The organism is Paenibacillus sp. LT-B23 (genome assembly GCF_059417685.1).
Map to the genome: position 1 here is coordinate 103,245 of NZ_JBSQBM010000022.1, position 13,669 is coordinate 116,913.

13 protein-coding genes and 2 pseudogenes are annotated in these 13,669 nt (G+C 40.9%); 12 read left to right on the top strand and 3 right to left on the bottom strand.

All coding sequences use genetic code 11. The annotated features are described in order from the left end of the window. Nucleotides 1–125 precede the first annotated feature (125 nt). The 3 genes from ACWXW9_RS23385 to ACWXW9_RS23395 all read left to right on the top strand — a co-directional run bounded on the left by ACWXW9_RS23385 (nucleotide 126) and on the right by ACWXW9_RS23395 (nucleotide 3,361). Nucleotides 126–800, top strand: coding sequence for a response regulator transcription factor (locus ACWXW9_RS23385; protein ID WP_137063941.1), 675 nt, complete (start codon nucleotides 126–128; stop codon nucleotides 798–800). After that, on the top strand, nucleotides 797–2,164 hold the full coding sequence (locus ACWXW9_RS23390; protein ID WP_494931392.1) for a sensor histidine kinase: 1,368 nt from the start codon (nucleotides 797–799) through the stop codon (nucleotides 2,162–2,164). The genes ACWXW9_RS23385 and ACWXW9_RS23390 overlap by 4 nt, the downstream gene beginning before the upstream one ends. A gap of 216 nt (nucleotides 2,165–2,380) precedes the next feature. Then, on the top strand, nucleotides 2,381–3,361 hold the full coding sequence (locus tag ACWXW9_RS23395) for an alpha/beta fold hydrolase (RefSeq protein ID WP_494931393.1): 981 nt from the start codon (nucleotides 2,381–2,383) through the stop codon (nucleotides 3,359–3,361). A gap of 819 nt (nucleotides 3,362–4,180) precedes the next feature. On the opposite strand, the gene ACWXW9_RS23400 is transcribed toward ACWXW9_RS23395, so the two are convergent. Continuing rightward, nucleotides 4,181–5,620 (bottom strand): DHA2 family efflux MFS transporter permease subunit, encoded by a 1,440-nt coding sequence (locus tag ACWXW9_RS23400; protein ID WP_494931414.1) that lies wholly within the window; start codon nucleotides 5,618–5,620, stop codon nucleotides 4,181–4,183. Between the two features lie 281 nt (nucleotides 5,621–5,901). Between ACWXW9_RS23400 and ACWXW9_RS23405 the strand changes: the two genes are divergently transcribed. After that, nucleotides 5,902–6,507, top strand: a complete 606-nt coding sequence (locus ACWXW9_RS23405) for a TetR/AcrR family transcriptional regulator (protein WP_494931394.1) — start codon at nucleotides 5,902–5,904, stop codon at nucleotides 6,505–6,507. 415 nt (nucleotides 6,508–6,922) lie between these two features. Here the strand turns inward: ACWXW9_RS23405 and ACWXW9_RS23410 are convergent, their stop codons facing one another. Beyond that, nucleotides 6,923–7,045 (bottom strand): hypothetical protein, encoded by a 123-nt coding sequence (locus ACWXW9_RS23410; RefSeq protein WP_494931395.1) that lies wholly within the window; start codon nucleotides 7,043–7,045, stop codon nucleotides 6,923–6,925. 103 nt (nucleotides 7,046–7,148) lie between these two features. Between ACWXW9_RS23410 and sigW the strand changes: the two genes are divergently transcribed. Continuing rightward, entirely contained in the window at nucleotides 7,149–7,721 is a 573-nt protein-coding gene (gene sigW / locus ACWXW9_RS23415) for an RNA polymerase sigma factor SigW (protein ID WP_494931415.1), read from the top strand. Nucleotides 7,722–7,982: 261 nt separating this feature from the next. Next, entirely contained in the window at nucleotides 7,983–8,264 is a 282-nt protein-coding gene (locus tag ACWXW9_RS23420; protein ID WP_494931396.1) for a hypothetical protein, read from the top strand. 178 nt (nucleotides 8,265–8,442) lie between these two features. Here the strand turns inward: ACWXW9_RS23420 and ACWXW9_RS23425 are convergent, their stop codons facing one another. After that, nucleotides 8,443–8,814: an iron chaperone gene (locus tag ACWXW9_RS23425; protein ID WP_494931397.1), complete on the bottom strand. Its 372-nt coding sequence runs from the start codon at nucleotides 8,812–8,814 to the stop codon at nucleotides 8,443–8,445. 300 nt (nucleotides 8,815–9,114) lie between these two features. Here ACWXW9_RS23425 and ACWXW9_RS23430 point away from each other — a divergent pair. The 6 genes and pseudogenes from ACWXW9_RS23430 to ACWXW9_RS23455 form a co-directional block, all read left to right on the top strand. Further along, nucleotides 9,115–9,507, top strand: a pseudogene (locus ACWXW9_RS23430) (transposase); the annotation flags it as partial. 77 nt (nucleotides 9,508–9,584) lie between these two features. Next, complete coding sequence (locus tag ACWXW9_RS23435; RefSeq protein WP_494931398.1) at nucleotides 9,585–9,791, top strand: hypothetical protein; 207 nt, start codon at nucleotides 9,585–9,587, stop codon at nucleotides 9,789–9,791. Beyond that, nucleotides 9,737–11,086 (top strand): annotated as a pseudogene (locus ACWXW9_RS23440) (6-phospho-beta-glucosidase); the annotation flags it as partial. The gene ACWXW9_RS23435 and the pseudogene ACWXW9_RS23440, both read left to right, overlap by 55 nt. Nucleotides 11,087–11,177: 91 nt before the next feature. Continuing rightward, nucleotides 11,178–12,092, top strand: a complete 915-nt coding sequence (locus ACWXW9_RS23445) for a MurR/RpiR family transcriptional regulator (RefSeq protein WP_494931399.1) — start codon at nucleotides 11,178–11,180, stop codon at nucleotides 12,090–12,092. 466 nt (nucleotides 12,093–12,558) lie between these two features. Next, the gene (locus ACWXW9_RS23450) at nucleotides 12,559–13,098 is read left to right on the top strand and encodes a rhamnogalacturonan endolyase family protein (protein ID WP_494931400.1); all 540 of its coding nucleotides are present in this window, start codon (nucleotides 12,559–12,561) and stop codon (nucleotides 13,096–13,098) included. Then, nucleotides 13,023–13,592 carry a rhamnogalacturonan lyase family protein gene (locus ACWXW9_RS23455; RefSeq protein ID WP_494931401.1) on the top strand — a complete coding sequence of 190 codons (570 nt, stop codon included), beginning with the start codon at nucleotides 13,023–13,025 and terminating at the stop codon, nucleotides 13,590–13,592. The genes ACWXW9_RS23450 and ACWXW9_RS23455 overlap by 76 nt, the downstream gene beginning before the upstream one ends. Nucleotides 13,593–13,669: the final 77 nt, after the last annotated feature.

Here is a 13,669-nt window from a genome sequence, read left to right on the forward strand (position 1 = left end):
TGAGGCCCGCGGATACCGGGAGGAATAACACTGTAAGATTATAGGGAGAATAGGAGTAATTCAATTTTATTTATAGTATAATGGTTACTTCAATATGGGATGGAAAACAGGGAAAGAGGAAACGAATGCCTACTATACTGGTTGCTGACGACGATGCCAACATTCGCGAACTCGTCTGTTTATTTCTACGCAACGACGGATTTGCAACAGCCGAAGCCGCAGACGGCAAGGAAGCACTGACCGTCTACGCTACAACGCATGTCGATCTTGTCGTGCTCGATATTATGATGCCGATAATGGATGGTTGGACGTTATGCAAGGAGCTCAGAAGAGCCAATCCTGATCTTCCCTTACTTATGCTGACTGCGAGAGGCGAAACATGGGAGAAAGTGAAAGGTTTCGAACTTGGAACAGATGATTATTTGACGAAACCGTTTGATCCACTGGAATTGACAGTTCGGGTCAGAGCACTGCTGAAACGCTATCGGATTGGCACCACGCAGACGATCCAGTTCGGCAACGTCATCCTTGATCGGCAGACCTATAAGGTGATGAGAGGGACGGAGTCGCTCACGTTGCCGCTCAAGGAGTTCGAATTGCTGTATAAGCTCGCTGGAACACCTGGACAAGTGTATACGCGCGAGCAGTTGATCGATCAAATTTGGGGGATCGATTACGCTGGAGATGATCGAACGATAGACGTACATATTAAACGCCTGCGCGAACGGTTCGCGACTACACCCGATTTTCGTATTGAGACGGTGCGTGGGCTTGGCTACCGGCTTGAGGTTTACGAATGATCAGATCCTTATATACACGTGTTGTCCTGACATTTCTGGTCTCCGTCCTCGCGGGCACGATCATTGCTTTTTTTGTAACATTTTGGGTGTTTGAAGAGAAATTGAACGAAAATTTGCAAACCACCTTATTTAACTTTGGTCAGGACATTGTCCGGGTTTACGAAACCATTCCGTTACGTGAAGCGGACTTATTCGTAAGTGGAATGAAACAACTCGATTCCTATTATATTCGAATTTTCGATGAAACGGGGCAGTTCCAGTCTTACGGAACGCTTAACGGACAAAATCCTGCTACTGTGACGATGGATCAAGTAAGGAAAGTATTGGGTGGAGAAGTTGTTCAAGTTAATCCGAGTAGTGTTTCAACGAACCTCTTGGGACTGAGGTTGAAAACGGAAATGGGAATGAAAGCGATGTTTGTGGAGCCGCTTATGTATCCTTCCGCCTCTTTTACCCAAAAATGGTTATTTACTTTTTTGACCTATTCGTTGGTAACAGGAAGCCTATTGATTTTGGTTGCCTCTATATTCCTAGTTAGACCGATCAAAAAGCTGACAAAAGCGACCAGACGTATAGCAGCTGGAGATTTCAACGTCAAGCTGAATATTAAGCAAAAGGGTGAGCTAGGTACTTTGGCTCGCAGCTTTGAAGAAATGATGCATGATCTACAGCAACTTGAGCAGATGCGTAGGGAGTTCGTCACGAATGTGTCGCATGAAGTTCAGTCGCCGCTCACCTCGATATCCGGTTATGCTATAGCACTCAAGCAAGTAGACATAGCAGATAACGAGCGAAGCCGTTATCTCGATATCATCATTGCGGAAGCAGATCGGATGTCGAAGATGAGCGATAGCCTGCTAAAGCTGAGTTTGCTTGAATCGCAGTCACAGCAGATGCGGTTGGTCACGTTCAGCCTTGATGAACAGATCAGACGAGTCATCGTCGCGATCCAGCCGCAATGGTCGGCTCGCAACATCCGTTTCGAGCTCAATTTGAAGGCCGTTCGCCTATTGGCGGATCAAGATCAATTAAACCAGGTATGGACAAACATACTCGGTAATAGCATCAAATTTTCCAAGGATGGCGGCGTTGTTAACGTCAGCATCAAGCAAGATATTAAAAGCGTAACAGTCCGAATATCCGATACGGGCATTGGTATTTCCCTTGAGGACCAGAAGCGTATATTCGAGCGATTTTTTAAAGCTGATCGTTCCCACAGTCGTAAATATGGCGGTAGCGGTATGGGACTCGCCATCGTTAAACAGATCGTATCGCTTCATCAAGGCGACATTCGAGTGGAAAGTGAACCCGGCCAAGGAACGACCGTCATTGTTACCTTGCCAATCACAACGCCACCAGATTAGTTAGATTCATAGGGTATCATTCGGATTATCTAAACCGCATTTTCCATGATACAGCATTGTGTGCAGCTTCCTTGCATGTGACGACGTAGCATTTTTTTTGCTTGTTCATACTCCGTTCATATTGTCGTCATAGGGAGTACATCTTCTTTGGTTAAGCTTTCATTAGCGGCTCGTTAAGGTAGCCCAACAAACAGATGAGGACAGGAGAAGTTGAGCGTGAAACGAAGAGAGGTAATGAAAACGAGAAATGGAACGAGAACAAATAAAGTACGAAGCATTTTGCTTAAAATAATAGGAACAATAATTATAGCAATCGTGCTTTTTCTAGCCATTGTTTATACAGTTAATATTATCAGCAGCAAATCAGAGCAAGGAAAAATACAATCCTATGGTCAGTTCGTACCTGTAGATGGGAAAAATATGAATGTTTTGATTCAAGGAAAAGGCGAAGAGACCGTTGTGTTACTACCAGGTTATGGAACAGCAGCACCAGCACTTGATTTTATGCCGCTAGTAGAAGAGCTATCTCCATTTTACAAAGTCGTCGTTATTGAGCCTTTTGGTTATGGATTAAGTGATCTAACCGAAAAGGAACGAAACACGGAGAATATTGTAAGTGAAATTCATGAAGCTTTACAGAGTCTTAAAATTGACCGATATATTCTAATGGGTCATTCCATTGCAGGCATTTACGGACTGGATTATGTGAATAAATATGAAAACGAAGTGAGTGCTTTTGTCGGGATTGATAGCAGTGTTCCAACACAAGGTGGTATGGATGCTGAATTACCAATAAAAACGTTTAAATTTCTCAAAAAATCAGGTTTAGCCAGATTGGTAATGAAACTAACTGGTGACCCATATGCTGGACTACCATATGATGATGAAACAAAAGAACAAATGAGAATTCTTTCTCTCAAAAACATGTATAATTCCAGCACCTCAAACGAAATGGAAAATATTTATCTTAATTTTAAAGCAGCTAAAAATTTAACATTCCCAAAAAATCTGCCCCTTATTTTCTTTATACAAGCGAATAATACAGGTGTGGAGAGATGGATACCACTGCATGAAGAGCAAGTCAAAGATTCTGTTCATGGAAAAGTAATGACACTTGAAGGAGAACATTATTTACACCATACCAAATCAAAGGAAATCGCTGAAAACTTCAGGAGCTTTATGAAAGAAATAAAATAAGTGCACTGAAAAAGGCACCTTCACTATTTTCTACAAATGTATAAGTGATATAAAAAACCGTACTTCGGTCATATCCCTGTCAAGTGGACAGATGAAAAAAACTATGCAGCCAGCGCGTGCCGATACTGAATCGGTGCGCGCTGTTTGAGTTAAGATTGAAATCACTGGCAGTTATAAAAGTAGAGACAACAACAGGCAGGGGCATCGGCTAACGATAATTTTCAATTAAATCATACAAGCTGCATTCCGAATTGATGTTATATATAATTGTCATAGTATAAGCTGTGGATACGATCTGCTCCAGCATGGATTCATATTGCTATTCAATCAGCTAACAATCTTGGATGTATTTAGACAATAGTCATCTCGTAATTGAAACCCTTCAGGCAGTTGGCTTTAGAAACTTTAAAAGGGATGTTCCGGACATCACAATGATCTTGTTGACTTTGCTTAAATGTTCCATCATTTTTCGGAAATTGAGTGGGATAACTTTCAGATACACAAAGTTATCGGATCCTTCCAAAGGTCCACACTTTTGTCTGGGCGCACCGCAGGCAAGAATGGAATTAACCGCATTTGTTGACAAGATTGCCGGGATCGAAGCTGTTGAATCATTTGACCTGGGGAGTAATCTGTCGACTTCCGCACAGGCCAGTCATTGACTCATTTGCTGGTAAAGATCGTCCAATAGGGGAAAAGCCAAATTGAAGATAATACAAAAAGCGGCAGATCGGACCTGAAAGTAACGTCCTGATCTGTCGCTTTTTGTATGAAAAACCATAGACTAATTATCGTACGCTTACTGCACATTGCTTTTTCTTAATTTGAATTCATTGAAACTTTTTGTCTCACAGGTAGTTTGGATTCTTCCTCCGTTGCTTGTTTAGTACGTTTAATAAAGAAGGAAAGTACTAATCCGAGGACGGCAATGCCTATAATGACAATGTAAGCATCGTTTATTCCCTGGATCATGGACTCCATCATCAGCTGCTCCTGAGTTAGACCTTTTGCTGCGCCAGACGCTGCCATTTCCTGTACGTGTGTCGCAGTGCGACTGGTCATTACACTCACGAGCAATGAAGTACCTACAGCGCCAGCTACTTGTCTGACCGTGTTGGATATCGCTGTGCCGTGTGGAGCAAGCCTTGCTGGCAGTTGATTCAAGCCTGCAGTTTGGATTGGCATCATAAGTAAAGCCATTCCAATTCGGCGGCCAGTTGACATCAATACCAAGTAACCATAACTGGTGGAATCGGTTAAGTCGATGAAGCCGATGGTTGTCACGATTGTGATGACCATTCCGATAATGGCCAGCCACTTCGCTCCAAACCGATCAAACAGTCGTCCAGCTACAGGCATCAGAAAGCCCATGACCAGCGCTCCCGGAAGCAACAATAACCCGGACTCCAGAGCGGTATAACCACGTGCATTTTGGAGGTACAAAGGAAGCAACATCATGTCAGCGTACATGACCATCGTGATTGCAATATTGATAATCGTGGTTAGTGAGAACATATTATACTTGAAAGCCCGCAGATCGAGCAGAGGTGTTGCGGAAACGAGCTGCCGCCAAGTGAACAGGGCAAGAGCAACGATTCCAGTTGTAAGGCAAAAGAGTACCTCTGCACTCGACCAGCCCAGACTTCCCGCTCGGCTGAATCCATATAGCAATGCGCCAAATCCAATCGTCGACAAAGTCACACTGAGCGTGTCGAACTTGGTATTGACTCGTTCCGATACATTCTTCAGATAAACAAACGCGCAGCCAATGACAATAACGGTAAATGGGATCATACCATAAAACATCGTTTGCCATGAATAGTTTTCAAGAATATAACCAGCAAGGGTAGGCCCAATCGCCGGGGCGAAAATGACGGCAAAACCGACCATACCCATGGCAGCTCCCCTTTTATCGGGAGGGAACAGGGTCAGAATTACATGCATCAGTAGAGGCATGATAATGCCCGCACCTGCTGCTTGTATCATACGTCCTGTCAGCAGCGTACCAAAAGTGGTCGCAAGGGCCGATACAATCGTACCGATCAGAAAAATGAACATTGAAGCCTGAAAAAGCTGTCTTGTCGAAAAGTGTTGCATGAAATAGGCCGTGATGGGAATAAGAACCCCATTCACCAGCATGTAGCCTGTTGTTAACCATTGGGCCGTTGTAGCCGAGATATTAAAATCACCCATCAGTTCCGGAACCGCCACACTCATAACGGTTTGATTTAACGTCGCAAGAAATGCACCCAAAATCATAATAAACAGTATGGGCCCTTTTTTTACGTCTTTTTCATCTTTTACTCTGGCCTGGCTCAATCCATTCCATCCTTTCAATCCACTCGTGACTAAATTTACAATGTGTTGTATAGTTTACAATGTATTTATTGAATTATATACTTATTCTCGAAGATTACAATTTACGATTTTAGGTGTTTACGTTGTTTATTTGACACAAAAACCAATTATGTCGCTCATTTTAAAAATAAACAACGGATTATTTAAAATTGTAGTTTTCAAATTTTAAGGAGAGAATGCCCATGAAAAATGAAAGGAAGTCTCCTACAGATCCTCGGATACTCCGTACACGTCAGTTGATTCGGGATGCATTTGTTGAACTGCTGCAGGAAGTTGACATCGAAAAATTATCCGTCAACAGGATTGCCGAACGAGCGACTATAAATCGAGTGACCTTTTATCTGCATTATCGTGACATTACAGACATGATGGAGCAGATGGCTGATGATATGATTGAACACATTGAACGGATTTTCGATGAAAATCCTCCTCAGATCGAAAATGCAGTAACAGACGATGGTTGGCCAGTACTTGTTAAATTGCTTGAACATTTTTCTGAACATCCCAAATTCTATCAAGTGGTTCTAACTTCAAAACGAACTCCAATTTTTACAGAGCGTCTCTTGAAATTGCTAACGAAAATCGTTACAGCCAAGATCGAGAGTATGGAAGTAGCGAGTGCACTTGCTCAAGCAGGTATTCATAAGGAAATTGCCATATGGTACAGTTCATCATCCCTGATTGGTACCATTGTAGCCTGGCTTCGAAATGACATGCCCTTTACACCGCATTTTCTGGCCAAACAGTTCTCTTTAATCCGGTCTCATGCGTACAATGATTTGATATAAAAACATACGAAAAGTCATTCGCAGCTCATAACGTTAAATGTGCAGAATACCGCGTTATAAGGTAGTAAAGATTGCCTGTGATCTGGAATCCTCCCCTAATTTGTTTTAAATGAGGTTAGATCTGCTTTTACCGTACGTTTGGAAATTCTGGAGTAGTCTCCTTCGAAAGTGCTGGATTTTGCTGAGGTTCAGATAAAGATCTGTCTCACACAATCCATCTAATCAAGGATCGCCCCCATTATTTTCTCGGAAGAAATTGATCCATGAAGCCACCATTGTTGTAGCCAGTATTTCGAATTTTTAATTTTTTTGTAATATTTTAGGCTGTGAGTACAAGGACGTTACGATAAACCAAGACTCCGAGTCGGTGTATGCCGATGGCTATACCCATTTTGGCTGGACGCTGGAAGGCACTTCAACTCCATTTCAGAACATGGGTTCCGTGACCATGAAGTTCAAGCGTGATCGCCAGATCCGCAATAAAGCTGAACTGACCCGTTTTGCAACGACGGTTTGAAGCCTGTGTTATGGAAATCAAAACGTTGGAACGTTCCAAGATCATGGGTGCCTCTGCCGTTGCCCATGCGATCGGTATTGTCGGAACAGCGTTCATGGCTGGCTCCGTATTTGCTCTTGCAAATATGCTACATCTTTATAAGGAAAGCCGCTTGGTTAGGCTGGTGCAGAAAGGGGATCAGCGAGCTTTTGCGGAGTTAGTCGAATTATATAAAGATCGGATTTTTCATCTTTCCTACCGGATGCTAGGTAATCGCCATGAGGCGGAGGATCTGGTGCAGGAAACTTTTTTGCGTGTATATCGTAATTTGGAAAAATATGATCATGGGCAGAAGTTTTCAACCTGGATTTATCGGATTGCGACGAATCTGTGCATTGATCATCTGCGAAGGAGAAAGCCTACATATTCACTGGATGCTGAGATGAATGAGCAGGAAGGTGTGGATGGGTATGCAGTGCTCGCCAGCGAAGAGCTCACACCTGAAGGCCATACGCTGTTGTCCGAGACACAATCCTTAATTCATAATGCCATTGACAGCCTTCCAGACAAATACAGGAAGATTATGGTTTTGCGTTACTTGCAGGAGCTTTCCTTGCAGGAAATTAGCGATGTGCTTAATCTTCCGGTCACTACCATTAAGACAAGGGTTCACAGGGGCCGGGATTTTCTACACAAAAAATTGGAGCACAAGCTGTAAATCATATATTCAGGATCTTGGAAAGTGCGTGCACAGATGTTTTTGTGGAACATATTGCTCGTTGTAGGGTATGTAAAGTGAGCAAAGTTTCTAAGCCGGAGCATGTTATGCAGAGAAACACGGAAGAATATTAGAAAGGATTGGCTCATGTTTCTTCATTGGCAGCAACTAGGTTAGAATCGAAGTGTTATTCGCGAGAACACATCTACTTTAAATACGAATATTGCCAGCTGCAATAACGATATTGGTGTCTTAAAGAATATGAGCAACACGATAACGGCGAACATACAGGAAGTGACGGAAGGGATTCGCGATCAATTCGGAAGCATTACACATATCAGTGAAATGGTGAACAAGGCCGATGGGAAAATGTCCGAGATCCATCAAATGTTACATAGCCTCGCCAACATCTCGGAAAAAAACGGTCAGGTCGTTCGCCAAAGCTCAGATCGAATTCTCCAAATGGGCAAACAAATGAATATCATTAACTCAACGGTAACGGATTCATTGGCCACGGTTCAGGAATTAAACCTTAAATGCTAATATTGAAGCCTCAAGAGCGGGATTTGCCGTCGTGGCGAATGAAGTCAAGAAACTGGCCTAGGAATGCCACAATGGCGAGCACTGCTGCAGCCCCTAATTTTATACTTTCTTTACCCTTTTCAACAAACCCAAAAGGCCTTAAAATGCAAATATGAGCCTCTAAGGGCTATCCTATTTTTTATTGCCGCCAAAAAGTCGAACAGTCTGCCTTATCCAAAATATTAAACTCGATCAATTTCTCAAGTAATGAGAAATCAACCGGACTATCCCACTGGATACGTACCAACTGCTTGGTGTGATCATAGCCAGCCTGTACAATTTCATCAGAAAAATGATTAATCCCTGCCCTTTCAGGGGCGACAGCCAAATGATGCTTGGCTACGCTAAAGCCAATAATAAATGTGCCGTGATCGGTAAACATAGGCTGATTCCACGCAATTTTTGGCATTAAATTTGGAAATTTCTTGGTTACCCAAGCCAAAACTTCTTCCGTTCGGGCCCGATGTTGCGGGCTATCAATATGCGATAAATATTCTGCGAAAACTTCCATGTTGTTCCCTCCTAAAATAAAAATTATGTCGTTCATAGAAGTTCCTCAAACCCATCGTTAAAACTCCTCCTAGAATCGCTCAGACACGTTCTTAAATAACATCTATTTCCAAATATACATATTTAACAACCTAGGTAGTCAAAATGGCTTAAAACGCACATTAGAGGCTTTAAGAAGTATCTAACTTGTATCGCTAGCGATAACTGGTCTGTCTAAAAGTATCTAACTACATGTCAGATAAAAAAACAATAAAAACAAAACAATTACCCCCATTTAATCAAGATAAGAAAAAACACGCCCATTCGAAAAACCGTCCAGAACACGCTAACTCCACGGGCGAAGACCTATCTGAAAACCCATCATCGCTTGCTAAATCCGCCTATGGAATCGTTGGATGAAGAAAGTAGAGAACGGCTGGAACTGCTGCTGAACTACTCTGTGCTGCTCCACAGCGTATGGGTGTGGAAAGAAGCGTTCACGACTTAGTATGACTGCTCGCCGAGCTTTGGCGTTGCCAAACTGGGATTTGAGCGTTGGTGTGAGCGAGGCGATCAACTTGACCATGCTGCTGTCCGAAGTGCGCCATAGTCGTATTAAAGCCTTTCAACGTCGCCATTACTTCACACGAAATTACAGCCGCTATAAAGCAGGCATTCTCTCATCGAATGTAACTGTTATCGGATGCTCGGTTAGCTGTCAAGCACTGATTATGAGGTTGAGCCGTAATCCTTACTATTTATCTACGTGTAGATCAAATAAAAGGTTAAACAATGGATCAAAAGCAACAACTTGAAATGGTACAAAAATTGCATGAAAATGTCGTGGGTACTGGCTTCGCGCTGCAACCTAGTGCAAGTATCTCCTTACAAATGCAGGAAGTCATCGTTCCTACTTCTGTTGGCGGTACTCGAGTCTTGGTATACGTGGTTTGGCAAATGTTGATTTGTTGCCTACAGGCGAAGATCGAGCAGGAATAGTCGCTGGTAAAATTAAAATGCTTGAATTTGATGATCAACACTTTTATCCAGCCAAAGAAGCCATTGATATGTATCATCATTATTTTGAGGATATCAAATTATTTGCAGAGATGGGGTTTAAAACCTATCGTATGTCGATATCATGGTCTAGAATTTTTCCGAATGGTGATGATGAAAAAGCAAATGAAGATGGTTTGAAATTTTATGAGGATATATTTCTAGAATTACGAAAGTACAATATCGAGCCACTAGTAACTTTGACTCATTTTGATGTACCCGTTACTCTTATCCAAAAGTACGGTTCATGGCGTAATCGTAAAATGATCGTTTTTTATGAAAATTACTGTCGTACCGTCTTCAATCGATACAAAGGGCTAGTCAGATATTGGTTGACTTTTAATGAAGTAAATATGATTCTGCATGCACCTTTTATTGGCGCAGGCTTGTGTTTTGAACCAGATGAGAATGAAGAGCAAGTAAAATATCAAGCGATGCACCATCAATTAGTATCCAGTGCTATTGCAACTAAAATAGCGCATGAAGTTGATCCAAAGAATATGATTGGCTGTATGCTAGCTGGAGGAAATAATTATCCATTTTCTTGTCGTCCAGAGGATTACGCCAAAGCAATCGAAAAAGATCGAGAAAATTATCTCTTTATTGACATTCAATCTCGAGGCGCCTATCCGAATTATGCAATTAAAAAATTTGAACGAGAGAACATCCACATCGAAATGGAAAAAGGGGATCAGGAAGTCTTAAAACAGTATACTGTTGATTTTATTTCTTTCTCCTATTACTCTTCACGGGTTGTTGCCACTGATTCATCTGTTACGAATGAAACGGCTGGAAATATATATAAATCCATTAAAAATCCTTATTTGGAATCTTCCGAATGGGGGTGGCAGATTGACCCATTAGGATTGAGATCAGCGCTGAATGTTATATATGATCGCTATCAAAAACCACTATTTATTGTGGAAAATGGGCTTGGCGCAATAGATACTCCAGATGAAAACGGCTATGTAGAAGATGATTATCGAATCGATTACCTGCGTGAACATATTAAGGCATTCAAAGCAGCAGTCGAAGAAGATGGCGTTGAGTTGATGGGGTATACAACTTGGGGATGTATTGATCTAGTTAGTGCTAGTAAGGGCGAAATGAGTAAACGTTATGGATTCATTTATGTTGATCGTAATGATGAAGGGGGAGGGACGCTGAAACGTAGTAAGAAAAAATCATTTTATTGGTACCAAAAAGTTATTCAAAGCAACGGAGAAGATTTATCATAACCATTAAAAATCCACAAATGTGAGGCCCAAATCCACCTGCTATGAGCAGGTGGTTATTTAATTGTAAATGATACATCGAACTGTGCTATAGTTGACAAAAGGTTGTGATGAATTTATGTATCTTTTTCAACAAATAGAAGAAGTTATTTTACAATATAATGATACGAGAAGAGCCATTGGCGAATTTGTACTTAAAGAAAAATTGAATTTACGCCATATGAGTATGAATGAAGTAGCAAAAGGGACGTATACATCGAAAGCAACTTTAGTAAGATTTGCTCAGACGATCGGGTATTCTGGATGGCGTGAGTTTATCACGGCGTTTATGGAAGAAGTTTTGTATGAGGAAAGATCTCGTGCAGAAGTAGACCCGAATTTCCCTTTCCAGGAACAAGATTCCTACGAAAAAATTGCGAATAATATTGGGGTCTTACAAGCCGAAAGTATTTCAGATACGCTCAATATACTTAATGTAAATATGCTAAATCAAGCAGTGCAAATTTTGACCAATGCCAACAAAATAACATTATTTTGTATAAGTCCCTATATTTATTTAGCAGAAGTTTTCCGGCGTAAAATGTTAACAATCGGGGTGATTGTTGAAATTGCTAATCCTCTTGAGGCAAGTTTGTCAGCACAAGTATTAACAGAGAGAGATTGTGCAATTTTAATATCTTATTCTGGAAACAATGAAATTCTAGAACCGATATCGCACATAAGTGCGCTGGAAAAACGTGGTGTAAAGATAATTGGTATAACTAGCGTTGGGGATAATTTTATTAGAAAACATGTTGATTGTGTGTTGACCATGTCTTCTAGAGAAAGGTTATATAGTAAAATATCCAATTTCGCAACTGAAGAATCTGTACACTTTCTCTTAAATGTTTTGTTTTCCTGTTACTTTAAGCAAAATTATCAAGTAAACATTGATCATAAAATCTTTAATGCGAAGGAAATAGAACGACAAAGATTTTCAACTCTCAATAATATCAAGGAGAGTCCTTAAATATAAAAATCTCTATCAATAGGAGACTTTCTATTCTATTGAAGGGCTCTTAAGAATGTAGTTAAGAAGTCGCCATTTTGGCGGCTTTTTTAATTTATCGATATAAAATCCTCTCACAACTCAAGTGCAATTCTTTGTCCTAAATGCTGAATGTTCACAAATCTCATATTTTGAATTGCACAACACATGCTTATGTACACAAAAAGGAAGAAGTATATATCATAAATATGAATCTAAAGATCTTTAATGTTGGGTTGTTTAATGTATAAAAAAACTATTTTCATTACTTTTTACTTATTTTCCGAATGATTATCTAATTTCAATAAAATATCCAAATTAATATCCGATAACTTATAGTGTGCCTTAAGAAGGGGGAGGGAATCAGGAGCAGAAACTGATGTTTAGTCATAGAGTTTGGCACGTTCCTTAAAAAAAAAATTTTCACATTGTGAGAGGAAGAAATCTAGTGAAGAGCAAATTACGATTAATTTTGAGTTTGATGATTGTTATTACTTCCATTATGTCAACTTGTTTGCCTATTCATTTGGCCAGCGCAGCGACAGGTCCGAGAATTATGGAAAACCTGGGGCGAGGAGTTGTCGCTGTACGAAATGGTTCCGATGTTTTTGTCAGCTGGCGTTTACTTGCATTAGATCCTTCAGAAATCGGATTTAATGTATATCGAAAAATATCAGACGGCACAACAGTCCAATTAAAAAGCTCGGTTTTGACTGATGTTTATGAATCTACAGAAAAAAACGTAGCAGGCAAACAAAACAGTTCGGTTCTGACAGACGTCTACCAATATTCAGCAAAAGGTATAGCAATCAAACTTAACAGTTCAGTTCTATATGGCGGTACCAATTTTACTGATATTACGGCTGATCTTGAAAGGATAATACCTATTACGTCAAGCCCGTTATTAACGGAGTGGAAAAACCAGCCAGTTCATCATTTAATTTACCGGCAAATTCCTCCGATGAACCAGCTTTCGTCATTCCAATAAAAAGCGGAGGTAAGATTGGTAACGTATGGGTGGGAGACTTTGATGGGGATCATGAATACGATTTTCTTCTGTCTCGTAACAGAACGACCACACAAACGCTTGAAGCCTATAAACGTGATGGCACCTTTTTGTGGTCTATGGATCTCGGGCCAAACAGTACCAATCAGAACAATATCTCACCTGGTTCTACAGCGATTGATACAGGGATGTGGGATGGTGTTACGGTTTATGATTTAAATGGAGACGGCAAAGCGGAAGTCGTTCTCAGAATCGCAAATGGTGTTACTTTTGGTGATGGTATTGTATGGTCCACGACCGATAGCGACGATACACAATGGCTTGCCGTGCTTGACGGCATGTCAGGAAAACTCAAAAAATACAGTGCAATCCCTGACGATTATATCTCAGAAGGACCTCTTGGTTTACAATTAGGAATTGGTTATCTCAATGGCACAACACCGAGTATTGTCGCTTTTATTGTCAAAAGAAAATAAAGTTCTAGACTGAAAAATAAAGTGTTAGACTCAGCAAATAAAGTTATAGACTGACGATGCCATCATTAAGCTCCCTC